Annotated in this window: 13 protein-coding genes; 12 read left to right on the top strand and 1 reads right to left on the bottom strand. The window is 43.6% G+C overall.

What is annotated here, in order from left to right; translation table 11 throughout:
• Positions 1-89 precede the first annotated feature (89 nt).
• The 9 genes from AC1DU2_RS09590 to AC1DU2_RS09550 all read left to right on the top strand — a co-directional run bounded on the left by AC1DU2_RS09590 (position 90) and on the right by AC1DU2_RS09550 (position 10,163).
• Entirely contained in the window at positions 90-413 is a 324-nt protein-coding gene (locus AC1DU2_RS09590) for an ArsR/SmtB family transcription factor (RefSeq protein WP_147060947.1), read from the top strand.
• Positions 414-419: 6 nt separating this feature from the next.
• The gene (locus AC1DU2_RS09585) at positions 420-911 is read left to right on the top strand and encodes an SRPBCC family protein (protein ID WP_477383929.1); all 492 of its coding nucleotides are present in this window, start codon (positions 420-422) and stop codon (positions 909-911) included.
• On the top strand, positions 895-1,287 hold the full coding sequence (locus tag AC1DU2_RS09580; protein WP_477356633.1) for a DoxX family protein: 393 nt from the start codon (positions 895-897) through the stop codon (positions 1,285-1,287). The genes AC1DU2_RS09585 and AC1DU2_RS09580 overlap by 17 nt, the downstream gene beginning before the upstream one ends.
• A gap of 10 nt (positions 1,288-1,297) precedes the next feature.
• The gene (locus tag AC1DU2_RS09575) at positions 1,298-1,855 is read left to right on the top strand and encodes a DUF4256 domain-containing protein (RefSeq protein ID WP_477356635.1); all 558 of its coding nucleotides are present in this window, start codon (positions 1,298-1,300) and stop codon (positions 1,853-1,855) included.
• A gap of 40 nt (positions 1,856-1,895) precedes the next feature.
• The gene (locus AC1DU2_RS09570) at positions 1,896-2,474 is read left to right on the top strand and encodes a YdeI/OmpD-associated family protein (RefSeq protein ID WP_477356637.1); all 579 of its coding nucleotides are present in this window, start codon (positions 1,896-1,898) and stop codon (positions 2,472-2,474) included.
• Between the two features lie 344 nt (positions 2,475-2,818).
• The gene (locus AC1DU2_RS09565; RefSeq protein WP_477383928.1) at positions 2,819-4,066 is read left to right on the top strand and encodes a YdcF family protein; all 1,248 of its coding nucleotides are present in this window, start codon (positions 2,819-2,821) and stop codon (positions 4,064-4,066) included.
• An 11-nt stretch (positions 4,067-4,077) separates the two neighbouring features.
• Positions 4,078-4,953, top strand: coding sequence for a hypothetical protein (locus AC1DU2_RS09560; protein ID WP_477383926.1), 876 nt, complete (start codon positions 4,078-4,080; stop codon positions 4,951-4,953).
• Between the two features lie 378 nt (positions 4,954-5,331).
• Entirely contained in the window at positions 5,332-8,610 is a 3,279-nt protein-coding gene (locus tag AC1DU2_RS09555) for a SusC/RagA family TonB-linked outer membrane protein (protein WP_477383924.1), read from the top strand.
• 23 nt (positions 8,611-8,633) lie between these two features.
• A complete protein-coding gene (locus AC1DU2_RS09550; protein ID WP_477383923.1) occupies positions 8,634-10,163 on the top strand; it encodes a RagB/SusD family nutrient uptake outer membrane protein in 1,530 nt (509 codons plus the stop codon).
• Positions 10,164-10,280: 117 nt separating this feature from the next.
• Here AC1DU2_RS09550 and AC1DU2_RS09545 read toward each other — a convergent pair whose 3' ends face one another.
• Positions 10,281-13,958, bottom strand: coding sequence for a PAS domain S-box protein (locus AC1DU2_RS09545; protein ID WP_477383921.1), 3,678 nt, complete (start codon positions 13,956-13,958; stop codon positions 10,281-10,283).
• Between the two features lie 618 nt (positions 13,959-14,576).
• Between AC1DU2_RS09545 and AC1DU2_RS09540 the strand changes: the two genes are divergently transcribed.
• The 3 genes from AC1DU2_RS09540 to AC1DU2_RS09530 are packed head-to-tail and all read left to right on the top strand — an operon-like array spanning position 14,577 to position 15,905.
• Positions 14,577-14,750: a hypothetical protein gene (locus AC1DU2_RS09540; protein ID WP_477383919.1), complete on the top strand. Its 174-nt coding sequence runs from the start codon at positions 14,577-14,579 to the stop codon at positions 14,748-14,750.
• A complete protein-coding gene (locus tag AC1DU2_RS09535) occupies positions 14,747-14,947 on the top strand; it encodes a hypothetical protein (protein WP_477383917.1) in 201 nt (66 codons plus the stop codon). The genes AC1DU2_RS09540 and AC1DU2_RS09535 overlap by 4 nt, the downstream gene beginning before the upstream one ends.
• The gene (locus AC1DU2_RS09530; RefSeq protein WP_477383915.1) at positions 14,940-15,905 is read left to right on the top strand and encodes a sterol desaturase family protein; all 966 of its coding nucleotides are present in this window, start codon (positions 14,940-14,942) and stop codon (positions 15,903-15,905) included. Before AC1DU2_RS09535 ends, AC1DU2_RS09530 begins: the two co-directional genes overlap by 8 nt.
• Positions 15,906-16,198 lie beyond the last annotated feature (293 nt).

Genomic DNA, 16,198 nt, shown 5'->3' with positions numbered 1-16,198 from the left:
TGCGGGACGACACCAAACGCCGAAAAAAATTAATAAAAATTTGCGTAGTTAAATAGCTACATTTATATTTGTAGTCAAATAGCTACATAATGAATTTAAGACGAGATGTATTCCAGGCCATAGCCGACCCAACAAGACGAGCTATACTTTTGTTGGTTGCCACACAATCGATGACTGCCGGTGCAATAGCCTCAAACTTTAATACGGCAAGGCCAACGGTTTCAAAACACTTACAAATACTCACCGAGTGCGAATTGCTTGGCCAGGAGCAAACCGGCCGGGAAATTTACTATCATATTAATGCGAAAAAGATGAAAGCCATAGCCGATTTTATTGAACCGTTCCGCCAAATGTGGGATGACAGGTTTAACAAACTGGAAGATATCATGAAAAACTATCAACAAAAAAAATAGCATATTATGGAACTTAAAACCAAGATCAATGCCGAAGACGGCAAACAGTACCTGGTAATTACAAGGGAGTTTGATTTACCGTTGGAGTTGCTTTTTAAGGCCCACATTGAGCCCGACATCGTGGAGCAATGGATGGGGACTAAAGTGCTTAAACTTGAAGGAAAAAAGCACGGCAGCTGGCAGTTTGAAACATCAGATGCCAATGGAAACGTAGTTTTCAGTGCGAATGGGGTAATTCACGAGTTTGTGCCGAACCAGAAAATCACCCGGACTTTTGAAATGGAAAATACACCTTTTCCCGTTCAGCTTGAGTTTTTGGAGTTTGAACAACTCACCGATGCCACCAGTAAGATCAGCATACGTATTGTATATAAATCAGTTGAAGCTAGAGACCAAATGCTGAAGCTGCCTTTTGCCCAGGGCCTTAACATGGCACATAATCGTTTAGAAAACACGTTGAAAAAATTAAATAATATACACCATGACAAAGCGCAATAAAATTATCTACTGGGTTGCAACTATCTGGCTTGCATTAGGAATGATATCAACCGGAATAGTGCAGCTGTTTAAGATGAAAGAAGGGCAGGGGGGAGCAGATAGCATAACGCACCTTGGTTATCCTGTATACCTGTTAACAATATTAGGTGTTTGGAAGTTTTTGGGCGTTGTAACAGTGCTTATTCCTAAATTGCCTTTGGTAAAGGAATGGGCTTATGCAGGCTTTTTCTTTGTAATGACAGGGGCAATATTTTCGCATATCGCATCGGGCGATGCTGTTAAAGACATATTCCCGTCGGTGTTATTGCTGGTGCTGACGATAGTATCGTGGTATTTCAGGCCTGCAGATAGGAAGATGATTTTAGTTAACCCATGAAAAGAATTGTATGAACGCTAAACTATCAGCAGAAAAGAGCGGGGAATTACTCGCATTATTGAAAGCTCGCTTTGAAAAAAACATGAACCGTCATGAAGGTATCGAATGGGCCGCTGTGCAAACTAAACTGCAGGGAAATGCCGGAAAATTATGGTCGCTCAATGAAATGGAAATAACCGGCGGCGAACCGGATATTGTTGGCGTTGATAAAAATACAGGCGAATACATTTTTTATGATTGTTCGGCCGAAAGCCCTAAAGGCCGCAGAAGCCTATGTTATGATAGAGCGGCGCATGAGGCACGGAAAGAATTTAAGCCGGAAAACACCGCTATTGACGTGGCAGATGCCATGGGTATTGAGATTTTAACAGAAGATCAATACAGGGAATTACAGAACTTTGGAAAGTTTGATTTGAAAACATCGAGCTGGGTAAAAACACCGGCAGATATCAGGAAATTTGGCGGGGCTGTATTTTGCGATCGCCGGTACAATACGGTGTTTCTTTATCATAACGGAGCCGAATCATACTATGCCGCCAGGGGCTTTCGCGGCTCGTTGAAGGTGTGAATTTTGTATAGCAACTGATAACCAATATTAAGCATATACCATGAACCCGAATGTTGACTTTTATTTTGACAAGGCCGAAAAGTGGCACGAAGAACTGGGACAATTAAGATTGATCATTTTGGATTGCGGGCTTACTGAAGAATTGAAGTGGGGTTGTCCTTGTTATACTTTTCAGGAAAGTAATATCGTACTCATACATGTGTTTAAAGAATACTGCGCGGTTTTATTTTTCAAAGGAGCGTTGCTTAATGATGCCAACGGTATTTTGATTCGGCAATCAGAAAATGTACAGGCAGCGCGCCAGGTGCGGTTTACCAACGAGCGGGAAATAATTGACTTAAAAGCCACCCTTAAAGCCTACGTTTATGAAGCCATTGAAGCTGAAAAAGCAGGTTTAAAAGTGAGTTTGAAAAAGACAACCGAATTTGCAACGGCTGAAGAATTTAAAAATAAATTAGATGAGATGCCGATCCTGAAAACGGCATTTGATGCATTAACACCCGGGCGGCAAAGGGCATACCTGTTATATTTTGCCGCACCCAAACAATCCAAAACCCGCGAGGCAAGGGTTGATAAATATATACCCCAAATTTTGGACGGAAAGGGATTGAACGATTAGTATACTACAATACTGATGTTACTTGGTAAAATGAAAATAGCCATTTTACAAGTGCTTTACTACGGCTGAATAGCTGACTGTTGCTTCTCTGTAATATCCGTCTCTCCATATCTGCAGCAACCAAACCTGGTTACTGCTGTACGCCATCAAGTTCCAAAATTTAATGAAAACCGGCTGATTCACTTGCGCTATCCGGCATCCGCCGGCATCGCAATTCTGGTAAGTTTTTACATGTAAATTACTTTAGCCGCTCCCCGTGACTTAATCATCTATGAGATTGTTACCTGGAGTTAATCTTAAGTTTAATTAAGAGGGGTTTCTTTACGCTTTGTAAAAAAATGCCTATGAAAAAAATTATAGTATTATCGCTGCTATGCCTTAGTTGGCTAAGCAACTATGCCCAGGAGCACTTAGCGGCCCGCGCAAAAAAAGTATCAACCGACTACGTGGAAGTTAAAAACTACTATTTGCTCTCCCTTTTTGAGCAGGATAACGAAGTTGGCTTATTACTTAAAGGTGATGCCCAACTCGCGCAGCTCGCTCAACAAAAACTAAATAAGCTTAATACGTCTCTCACCGATTGTAACGATGCATCGTGCTTAACTGCTGCAATAAAACTTACCGATGAAGAGATTCGGTTAGTAACTGAACGTCTTGCTGCGCTTTATAAACCCGGCAACGCTTTGGATAGGCTGGTAAAATCAAAGCTGATTCCATCGGGTGCGTATAGTTTATATAAAAAACTGCCCAACGTTGAGTTCCTGCAAAAGGCCTGGGAACAGGATGCCGGCAGTATTAATTATACTATATCGGTATACGCCGAAGGGAAAAAACCTAACTATCCGCAAATAGATTCTATTAGTTACAATGTTCACGCAAAGGCCTATCGTACGTTAATGTACGATGTTACTGCTACTTTGATGGGTGACGTTAAAAACACGCGTTTGTTTTTTGAGCCATCGATGCAGGCTGCATTGCTTTATCTGCAGATAAATGAGCGGCAGGATCCGGCCAACTACGAGCCCATGGAACTCGGGGCGAATCAAGCTGCCGTGGCCAGGGTAAAAACCATTAAATGGTCTGCTTATCCCTACTCAAACATTATGGTACCCGGCGCCGGGCCCGACAATTTAACATCGCCTTTGAGCGGCGAAGGCATGCTGCGCTGCAGGTTGGCTGTTCAGCAATATAAATTGGGTAAAGCGCCGTTCATCATCGTATCTGGCGGCAAAGTGCATCCCTACAAAACAAAATATAACGAAGCCGAGGAGATGAAGGTTTACCTGATGAAAACCCTGCATGTCCCCGAGAATGTCATCATTATTGAGCCACATGCCCGCCATACCACCACCAATATGCGTAACAGCGCCAGGCTTATTTATAAATACGGCATCCCGGCCGATAAGCCCGGTATTGTGGTAACAGATAAATCGCAAACAGATTTTATTATGACGATGGACGCCCGCTGCCAAAAGGAACTAAACTACGTGCCTTACAAACTGGCCAAACGGAACTCAGAAACCGAGGTTGAATACTATCCCGTTGAAGATGCCAAACAAATTGACCCTGACGAACCCCTTGACCCACGATAAACATTCAACATATGCAAAAAATTACTTTAACCATAGCTGCTGTAATATTAGGTATCGGGAGCATAACACCTGGTAATATTGATCATCAACTCAAACGCTCGATCACTGTCGATTCTTTGGGCGCTTGCCAGGGTATCTCCTACCAAAAGGGACGCATATTTTTATATGGAGACCGGGAAGTAGGCATGATCCGTGAGTTTAAAATGCAGGGCGATAGCCTGGTTTATCAGCATAAAGAAGTAAAGCTGACCCAAAACGGGCAGGATGTAATTAACCACCCTACCGGGATAGCTTATAACGGTACTGGTCCTACTTTTATTGGTAACTCCATCCGGCTTAACGCCGAAGGTACCAAATGGAGAGCTGTTATTTATTGTGTTGATTGGAAAGCCCTGCTGAAAACCGGTACACTTGATACCAGCCTGCTCAATACCATTGATGATGATGCCTGTATACAAGGAACCCGCCCTGAGTATGTTAAATATAATAATAAGTGGTATGTGGCTACCGCCGACTATGGCGACCATGGTAACGAGGTAAGATTATATGATCCGGCGAAGCTGGCAAAAGCGGCAAACACCAAAGAACCCGGCGTACTTTACAAAAAGTTTACATGCACGCCCTGGGTGCAAAACCTGCATTGGATAGCCGATAAGGGCGTGTTGGTGCTTATTCAAAATAAAATTGAAGGGCGGCAATGGCGCTTTACCTATGTTGATCTTGAAAAATCGATTGAAGCGGGCAAGCAGGTTGTCATCAACCAGGTTGATGGTATTGACAGGACCGATGAGTTGGAAGGCTTTTCGTTTATTGGCGATGACGAAAAGGGAATTGCCGTAACATCATCGCGAAAAAACAACGTGAACTTTACTAAAACAAGCTGGTAAAACATCAGTAAAACTAGCCACATTATAAGATAGCGTCATATTGCCCGGGCATTTTTTATTAATATAAACTTAACATTTAAGTAGCCCGATGTTAAGATAGCTGGTTTAATTTTGTTGCCATTACTGCAATATTAATAATCTATAATTAATATTATATTATCAGGGGGTAATAAATATTACGATAATATTAAAATCTGCCATGTATTTTAATTTAAATGCCTATGTAACATTAATTTAAACTTAACATCGATAGCCGGCGATAAAACATAGAAACCGGTGAATGCACTAACATTCACACGGCTCCCGGAATAATTGTCAAATAACTAAAAAGCGGTCGAAAGCTTTACTGTCATTTCCTAACAATCAATTTTTAAAAATATGAATAAAAAGATTACCCGTGATCTTTTTGAAAGGTTTTTGCTAAAACCTTTTATCTGCCTCATGATCATGGCAACCGCGTTTAACTCAAACGCCGCAACCCCCATTAAAATTGCAATAAACCAGGCAATTCAAATAACTGGTACCGTAACCGACGAAACCAACCAACCCCTACCTGGTGTATCAGTAATGATCAAAAACACTAATAAAGGCACATCAACAGATGTGAGCGGAAAATACAGCATATCAGCAGAGCCAGGTGCCGTACTTGTTTTTAAGTTTATTGGTTACCTACCAAAGGAAATAACCGTTGGCGACCAGGCCAATATAAATGTTAAACTGGTACCACAGGCCAATATGCTTAATGAGGTTGTAGCCATTGGTTACCAAACCATCCGTAAAAGCGATGTAACCGGCTCGGTTGCCAGTGTGAAATCAAGCGATTTAAATCTTTCATCTCCTTCACTGGGGCAGGCGCTTGTTGGTAAGGTATCAGGTGTACAGGTATCGCAAACCGGCGGTGCGCCATATACCAGCCCAAAAATCAGGGTTAGGGGTATAGGCTCGTTCAATGCCAGTTCTGATCCTTTGTACGTTATCGACGGTTACCCATCAAATGATATCTACATTAACCCGGATGATGTGGAAAGTATCGACGTGTTAAAAGATGCCGCATCGGCCGCTATTTACGGTTCGCGTGCATCTGGCGGCGTGGTGTTGATCACTACCAAAAAAGGTAAATTGGGTAAAGGCCGTTTTGAATATGATGTGCAAACCGGGATTGACCAGCTGGCCCACAAAGTAAAACTGCTGAACGCCGATCAGGCTGCACAGTTGGTAATAGATGGCCGTAACAACGCCTATCACGATCTTTGGGTAAACACCGGCCATACCTGGAATGATGCCATGTATTCTGACCCGAATGCAACCCGTGTAACCAATGTAGGTAACACCGGCAGCGTAAGTATCCCCGATGGCTTATATAATTTTGCTACGCAAACCCCTATTAAGCAAACCGTAAATACCGATTGGCAGGATGAGTTGTACCGCAACACATTTATGCAAAAGCACACCCTGTCGTTTTCGGGGGCGTCAAGTGATATTCGCTACTACGTGAGTGGTTCATACCAAAACCAGCCGGGTATTATTCAAAGTACCGGTCAGCAGCGGTATAACTTCCGCGCAAATATTGATGGTGATGTAAGCAAGCGCATCCACATTGCGGCCAATGTAGCTTACACCCAAAATACCAACCAGGAAACACAGGAAGGACGTTTTGACCACAGCCCAATTCTTGGCGCGCTTATTTATATGCCTTACCTGCCCGCTTATAATGCTGATGGTTCATTAGCCACCAATGCGGAAGCTGCCGGCTCAACCCAATATGGTTACCAGGGTATTGAAAACCCGGTTGCACTTGCCGAGCGTATTAAAATTAACAGGAAAGGGTACCGTGGTCATTACAACGCGGCCGCTATATACCATATATCGAAAGATCTTGACTTTAAAACTAACCTGGGTACCGAAACCTATACAGAGAAGTATGATTATTATTACCCAACCACGCTAAGCAGTGGTGCGTTCCCCCCGGGTTCACAACAATCAATTTTGGCCGCTAATGCGCAGGCTTCAAACCTGGTAACTGTTGATAGGCTTGCCGAATTTACCTTAAATTACAATAAGCAAATTGGCAAACACCACTTTGACGCCCTGGCAGGTTACACCGCGCAAATTACCTCTGCCGATTATATCAGCGTAAAAGCAAACGGCTTCCAAAATGATGCGATTCCCGAAATATCAAACAGGGGCGCCCTGGCAGCTAACTTTGCTTTAAACTCTGCTTATAAGAGTGAATATACCCTATTATCATACCTTGGCCGTGCTAACTATAACTACGCAGGTAAATACTTTTTAACCGCATCGTTCCGTGCCGATGGTTCATCACGTTTTGGGCCGGCAAATAAGTATGGCTACTTCCCATCGGTTGCTGCCGGCTGGAACCTGTCCGACGAGGACTTTTACCATAACTTCCTTGGCGATCAATCAACCGTTAAAATCCGCGCAAGCTGGGGCAAAAGCGGTAACTTCAATATCCCCAACTACGCCATACAACAAACATTGGCAACACCCACAGGTACCGTGCTTGATGGTAACAGCGCTGTAACAGCAACCTATCCGGGTGGAATTAAAGATAATACCTTAAGCTGGGAAACAACTTCACAATACAACTTTGGTACTGATATATCGCTGTTTAAAGGTCGCCTGTCAATCATCGCTAACTATTATTTGAGCTACTCATACAACCTGTTGTATAACCAGCCTATTTCGGCAATATCGGGCAGTACCACCATCCTAACCAACCTGCGCGATTCCAAGATCCGTAACGGCGGCTTTGATTTCCAGGTAGACGGAAAGATCATTAACGATAAAGATTTCACTTTTGGTGCAAGCGGTAATATTTCATTAAACCGCAATAAAGTTGTTAAACTGCCGTCAAACAATACCCTGATCATTAACGGTGCCGAGCGCTCATACCTTACCAGCATCACTACACAAGGCCAGCCAATTGGTATGTTTTATGGCTTTAAAGTTGGCGGTATAATTACTGCCGATAATTTAGGTAAAACCGCCCCGTCTGCTTCACAAACTAATCCCGCCAAAATTGGCGATCTGTGGTTTGTTGACACTAATCACGATGGTATTGTAAACGATGCCGATAAAGGCATTATCGGTTCGCCATATGCCAAATTTACTTACGGCTTTGCCTTAAATAGTACTTATAAACACTTTGATTTAAGCGCTGCCTTCAACGGATCATACGGTAACCAGATTCTGGATGGACAGGACTATTACCTGTATAATGGAGAGGGATCGGGCAATCAATACGCCAACGTAGCCGACAGGTACAGGAATGCAGAAAACCCGGGCGATGGCTCTTTTTACCGTGCTTCACGTGCCGGTACGCAAAGTAACAGTACCCGTTTATCAACATTTTACCTGCAAAGCGGCTCGTACCTGCGTTGTACCAACTTAACATTAGGTTACACCCTGCCAGGCTTTTTGCAAAACACTTTGGGCCTTACCAAGGCACGTGTTTTTGCAAGTGTAGTTAATGCGTTTACCATCACCAAGTATAAAGGCTATAACCCCGATGTAGATTACAACTACTCTGGTGCCGCATCAAACAGCACGCAGCCTGCCAACCTTGCGCCGGGTATCGATTATGGTACCTATCCGCTGGTTAGGTCATACAACTTAGGTGTAAACGTTACTTTTTGATAAATTTTTTAAGAGAAATTAAAATGAATAAGAAATTTTTAGCCATTGCCTGCTTTGCTGCGGTTGTGGCCATAAGCCCGTCTTGTAAAAAAGACTTTTTAAATGAAAGCGACCCCAACGCGGTAACCGTTGACGCAAGCTATAAAACACCCAACGACGTATTGCTGGCCGTAAATGGCATTTATCAATCAATGCGCAGCGGTAACAATGTTGGCGAGGGAAGCGATTTGTGGACAGATCAGCGTTCAGATGATACAGGTACTAACGACAACCAGTCAAACGCCGGCGAACCTTTCCAGTTCAACAACTTTTCTATATTGCCAAGCAATACTTATTTAAAAGCCCACTGGGTATCGTTGTATACCACGGTTAGCCGCGCAAATGTGGTGTTATCGCACATTGACCAGGTTAGCTTTCCGGATAATAACTTAAAGTTGAAATACGCTGCCGAAGCGAAGTTTTTGCGTGCATTTACTTATTTTGAATTAGTGCGGCTTTGGGGCGATGTACCGTTGGTAACCAAACAACTATCATCTGCAGCCGATGTTGCCGCCTCAACTTTCAGGGTAAAGCAAGATGCGGTTTACCAGCAAATAATAGCCGATTTAACAGATGTTGTTAACAGCCCGCTTCCAAACCTGCAGGCATCAACCGGCAGGGTATCAAAAGCGGCTGCTAATTTCCTGCTGGGCCAGGCATACCTTACCATGGCCACTACTTTAGATCAGGCTAACCGGACCACTAATTTAAACAACGCCAAAACAGCCTTAATGGCTGCTTACAACATGCGTAATTTTGGCCTGTTGAACAGCATCCCTTATACGGATGTTTTTGATGTAAGCAAGAAAACAACCTGCCCGGAGCTGATCTTCCAGATTGTGAACATCCAGGGCGATCTTAATTACAGTTCGTCAATCGCCGCCAACAACCAGGCAAAAGGTGAAACCATCAACTCGCAAAAACCATCATCGGGCGCTGGTTATAATGTTACCCATGATTTGATCAATGAGTACGAAACTAACGATCCGCGAATGACCTTCTCTGTTAAATACGCTAACGACCCTATTGTTAAAGATTGGTTTGTTACCAAATTCAGGGATGTTAGCAACGCTGCCGGTGTAAATGGTTATGGCGGTAACGACTGGATTTTGATGCGATATGCTGATGTAATCCTGTCGCTTGCCGAGGTTAATAATTACCTGGGCGATGCCGCAACTGCTACCGGTTTCTTAGACCAGGTGCGTACCCGTGCTGGCATGCCAACCTATGCTGTATCAATGACAAATAGCGATTACGCTTCGAGATACCCTACGCTTAAGCTGGCTATTTTACATGAGCGCCGTGTTGAGCTGGCCTTTGAGCACCACCGCTGGTTTGATTTGCTGCGTACATTTACTACCGATGAGTTGGTAGCCTACTTTAAAGCCAAAAAACAAACCGATTTTGGTTTGGCACAGGTAGCTAACTTTAGCACAAAAGATCGTTATTATCCTATTCCGTTTGATGAGTATAAACTTAACCCTGTTAAGATGTACCAAAATCCGGGTTATTAATTAAAAACAGAAAGGAGGGGGTAAAACCTCTCCTTTTTTATATCACTACAACCGTTAGTCAAATTATTCTGATATCCCATGTTTTAACGATGCATGTTTTCTATCACATTAAAGGTATCAGAAAGTTGCCAGTGGTAAACTGAAATAAAAGGTGGATCCTTTTCCGCTTTCGCTCTCCGCCCAAACCTTGCCGCCATGGCGCTCTATAATCTCCGAACTCAGGTATAACCCAATCCCGAAACCGGATATATGCCTGGTATGGTTAGTTTCCACACGGTAATAACGGTCGAAAATTTTGTCGAGATCCTCCGGCTTAATACCCATGCCGTCGTCTTTAACACTCAGGATAACTTCGCCGTCCTTTACGATACAGGATACGTCGATATATTTACCTTTTGGCGAGTATTTGATAGCGTTACTTATAAAATTCGATATCACCGAGCCAATCTTGTCGCGGTCGGCATTCAGCAGCACCGGCTGGCGCTGGTCATAGTTGATGACATGCGTACTGGTGGTTAAGTTAGCTTCTTCGATCACATCCAAAATCAGCGTTTCCATATCAAAATCCTGCTTCTCGATGTGGATCTTTCCCGATTCCAGCCGTGAGATGTTCAGGAAGCCGTTGATCATGGCTGTCATACGCTTTACCTGCTGGTTTGCTTTTTGCATGGCACCCACCAGGAAGCTATCCTCACTGGTTCCAAGTTTGGCATTGGTTACCTGGATAATGGCGCCCAGTGAAGTCAACGGCGTTTTTAGCTCATGGCTAACCATGCCTATAAAATCGCTTTTGCGTGTTTCATCCAGTTTCTTTTCGGTAATGTCACGGGCAATTTTTGATAAGCCGATAATATTGCCCTGCGGGTCTTTAACAGGCGATATGGTGAGTGAGACATCAATCAGGCGGCCATCTTTGGTTTGTCTTTTTGTTTCGAAATGCTGCACGCGCTCACCGGATTTTAAACGCGCCAATATCTGCGGTTCTTCATCAAGGCGGTCTTCCGGGATGAGTTTATAGATGGTTTCCCCTATCATCTCTTCACCCGGATAGCCAAAGATGCGCTCAGCCGCGGCATTCCAGCTGGTGATTACACTGTCAAGTGTTTTACTTATAATGGCATCATCTGAAGATTGAATGATGGCTGCCAACCTTGCACTTTGCTTTTCGGCATCTTTCATATCTGTAATATCCAGAACGGTGCCAATAAAGCGGGTCGCCAGGCCCGATTCAAAATAAACCGAGCCGTGTACCTTAACCCAGCGTGTTTCACCATTATTAAAACGGTTGATCCGGAAACTAATATCATACCGGCCGCCCTTTTCAGGATGGATGGCTTTTTCTATCTCCTTTTGTACCCACTCACGGTCGTCTGGGTATATGTGTTCAGCAAATAAAGCAAAAGTAACGGGTGTATCTGGATGCACACCATAGATGTCGCGGCATTCTTTAGACCAGTAAAGTTCCCCCGTTTGCGGATTATAATCCCAGGTGCCCAGACTGGTTGATTCAATAGCCATGCGCAGGCGCGAGGCACTGGCGGCCAGTTCCTGGTTGGTATCTTCCAGCCGCTGCTGCATAACCATTAACTCCTCGTTGGTAGTAATGAGTTCCTCGTTTGATGCCGCTATTTCTTCGTTAACCGCTTGCAGTTTATTTGTATATTCAGCCTGTTGCTGCTCTGCAAGTTTGCGTTCTGTAATTTCATGCAGCACACCGGTAAAATAGCGGTTGATGCCTTTTTCATCCTGCTGTACCGTTCCAATGCCTCGCACCCATCTTATTTTGCCATCGTTATGGCCAATAATGGGATATTCCATATCGAATTTTACGCCTTTGGTTATCGCCTCTTCCACAAGGTCGGCAGCCGCCTGTCGGTAATCCGGGTGAATCTGGTTGATAGCAGCCTCATACGGCACCTCTTCTTCGGAACCGAAACCAAAGAATTCCTTAAGTTTGGTTGAAGGGTAAAAGATCCGGTCGATCACGTTGATATAATAGGTTCCTAAGCCGGCCGCTTCAGTGGCCATTCGCAAACTTTCTTCGGCGCGTGCTATTTTTTTTGTGGCTATATGCTGGTCGGAAATATCCATGACCACCCCGGTAAATGCCGAAAAGGCGCCGGAAGGATCGGCTTTTAAATTGCCAATGGCCCGCAACCAGCGCAATTGGTTGTCATGCAAGCCCACCACAGGATAAATAATATCATAATCCCCACCGTTATAAATTGCGTTTTCCAGCTTAGTAGCTACAAAATGGCGGTATTCATCAGTAATTTGTGCCAATGCCTGCTCAATAGAAAGGTCTTCGTGGGGATAGTATCCAAATAACTCTTTCAGACGTACATCAACAATGAACTCCCGCGTTACAGAATGGATAAACCAGGTTCCGAAATTGGCAGCGTCAATCGCTAAACGCAGCGCCACTTCACTTTCCTCTATTTTTTGTTGTGCCTCGTGCAATCGCTGATTAACCAACGCCAATTCGTTGTTAGTGGCGGTTAATTCTTCGTTAGAAGCGGCTTGCTCTTCGTTAACGGCCGCCAGTTCTTCATTGATCGCTTGTAATTCTTCCGAAGCGTTCGAAAGTGATTCTTCCCATTGTTTGCGTTCGGTAATATCGCGGGTTGTACCGGCAACGGCCTCTACTTCCCCATGTTCATTAATTACCGGGGTAAAAATATAATCATACACCCGGCGGCCTAAAATAGCATGCGGAAAAGATACCTCTCCGCGAATAGGTTGTTTGGTTGCTTTAACCTGGTCTATCTCGCGTTCATGCATTTCTGCATGCCAGGGTTCGTAACCGTTTTCGAGAAGTCCTTTGCCAACTGCATTTTCCCATGTTTTGCCCCACATGGCAAGCAACGCCTGATTGACATAAATAAAGCGAGAGTTTAAATCAAATACGTATATCAGGTCGGGTGTACCAGACGTGATTGTTTCATATACCCTTTTTTGCTGATCTGACTGTTCCCTGGCTCGTTGCAAATCCTGCTGTACCTCTATCATTCCGGTTACCTCGAATACAAACGCCATGATTCCATCAATCTGGTCATTTTCATCGCGGCGTGCCTGGTAATTAAAACTGAAATAACGGTTGGTTGTAGGCCCGCCTTCATACTCGGCTATTGGTATCAACAGCTCGTTCATTTGGTAAGGCTCTCCTGTACGATAAATGTTTAACAACACGTCTTGCAATGGAGTACCTACTAACTCCGGTAGCGCTTCAAACAGTGGCCTGTTTAATAATCTTCGGCCGGGTAATAATTCCTGGTATGCGGGATTAACCAATTCGTAAACTAAATCAGGCCCGTCAAGGATGCAAATACCAGCTGGGGCTTGCATAAAAAAGTTCTTAAGCCGGTCGCGTTCCCGCTTAAAGGCCGCCCGCGCTGCTTCAATATTTTGCCGTTCATTTACCTGGCTGGTATTTTCAAGTACCCAAACTGCTACTTTTTTTACTTTACCCGCTTCATCTTTTATGGGGGCATAAACAAAAGTAACGAAGATTTTTTCTTCCCGGTCATGCCTGATCAGCATCAGCTCCACTTCATTTGCATAATAAGCCTCGCCGGTTTTAACTACCCCCGCCAGGGCCTCCTCATAATAAGGCCGGGCCTCTGCAAAGGCATCCCAGTAAAACTGACCGAAAATAGTTTCGTAAGGCTTTCCGGCTACTTCCACGAATTTCTTGTTGACAATTTCGGCAACAAAGGAATCCGCATTTAATATGCAAATTCCAATAGGCGCATGGAGCACAGCATTATGTAAATCTTCTCCGTCAGTTAATTGCATGAGGGGGCCGGCTGTTTTATATTGTGAACCAAAATAACCAAAAAAAAGCAATTTTGTTTAGGGCTATTTTGGATGTCAAGAATCCCCGGTCAACATCATGGCTATTATCCGATAATATTTATCGCTGTTAATCATGAAGGATTGGCCGCATCGCCATCGCAGCATCAAAAGTTGACTAATATGAGCGAATACCGACAGGCTAAAAGCAGTAAATTGCTAAGCTTATTCATGGTTTTAGGGGCTTTAACGCAAATAAATAAATTATGTTATATAATTTCTATAGAAATAGTAGTATATATCAAATCCTTTTTTATATTTGCCCCTGTAATTAAATCACAAACAATTAAATCATTAAAAGCAACCACCATGCAACCCGATCTTTTACCCAAATACGGCCTTGCTAATTACCCATCAACTGCTATTGCTTTTACCTGCTGTTGTATTTCTTGTTGTAGCTGTTGATATAGCATCATAAGGATTTAGTCCTTTCTCCAGCTCCCGTTATTTTACACACGGTTCGCTGACTACAGAATTCATTTTTTAACTAACAGGTGCCTGTGCCGGCGTGACTAATGTTGTGCGGTATCAGGTGCTACTTACCACTTAATATTTTTCATTATGACCATTAACGACGTTTCCCTGCTTGGGAAAAAGGTATTGGTTGGCATCATTGTAACCCTGATACCTTTCATTATCATTTTCGGTGGCCTGTGGCTCACCCGCAAACTACTGGAGCGAAGCTCAAAAACTAAAATAGCATTCACAATTCACCAAAAAAGCAACCGATTATGAAACTGGAACAAGCCACTAAAGTACGGATAGTCAAAAACGCGTTGCTCAGCCTGCTGCTTTACGCGCTACCCATCGTGCTCATGTTTGCAACTTTTTATATAACCGGCCAACGCCCCTGGGAAAAGAAGCAACAGCATAAAGAACAAAATACTATAAAGAACAAAACTGTAAACACTCAACCACAAAGCAATGATTGAACAGATAAAACAAGTAATAGAAAACCTTAACGGTTATGGTTTTTCCGTTTTGGTACTGGTACTCGGTGTGCTCGAATTTTCATTCGGCCTTTACAAAAAACGCTGGAACAAGAATGAAAAATGGGTGGATATTGCCTGTTTTACCATTCCAAAGCTGGTAGTGAAACCGCTGGTTGCGTATTATGGGCTAAAGGTATTGCCCGCTATACTACCGGGTTTTAAAGATTCTTTTAGCTGGGTGCCATTTTTCTGGGGCTGCGCTATCATCGCGGTGGCTGATGATCTTACTCAATACTGGTACCACCGTTTGCATCATGAAGTGCCATGGTTATGGCGTTTTCACCGTACCCATCATTCGGCGTCATATATGGGTATGGCTATGGCCAGCAGGCAAAATATCATTTATACTATTTTCTTTTCGCAAACCTACTTAACAACGGCTTTGGTTTATCTTGGTTTAGGTATCCCTGCTGTTGTTGTTAAAGGTATTAAAGGCACCATTACCACGCTGGCCCACTCAAGTATTCCCTGGGACAAGCCGTTTTATCAATACAAAATATTACACCCATTGGCCTGGATTTTGGAGCGTACCATATCAACACCTGCAACGCACCACGCCCACCACGCGGCTACTACTGATGATGGGGTAGGCTATTACAAAGGTAATTTTGGTAACATGTTCTTTTTGTGGGATATCATTTTTGGCACGGCACATATTTCCCGTCAGTATCCTAAAGCTTACGGCATATCACATTACGAAGGCGATCAATGGTACGCACAGCTGGCCTGGCCTATATTTAAATCAAAAGTACCCGGTAGCGAGCTTGCTGCGGATGGCCCCATGATTAAGCAAGATGTTCCGTTGCAGCCACACCAGTTGTACAGGCCTGACTCGGTAGTTGAGCCAGGAACAGAACCGGCCGAAGCTTCATTCAGGTTGCAGCCGGTAAAAGCTTAAAACTAAAATAATATTAGTGCCAGCAAAGGCTACATCTATGCCAACTATGCGGAGTTGGTATGGATGTAAGTATCTGCAAATCAATTGCTGTTGCCGGCCTTAGGAGCATGACCTCAAAATACAGTGCTAATTAGTGCGATGGAGCGGGTGTTCTTAAGAAAAATAATACCCCTTAAATAAATAATCTGCCTGTTTAACGGGCATAATGAGAAAGGAACATGAAAAAATAGAACTATTACTTACTGCAAAAAGGGGAAAAGCAAAGCCTTTCCCCAGTCATTAAAACAACGAAA

The organism is Mucilaginibacter sp. P4_C11 (genome assembly GCF_056402115.1).
Note: the sequence above shows the minus strand (reverse complement) of the source record. Positions and strands in the feature narration are given on the sequence as shown.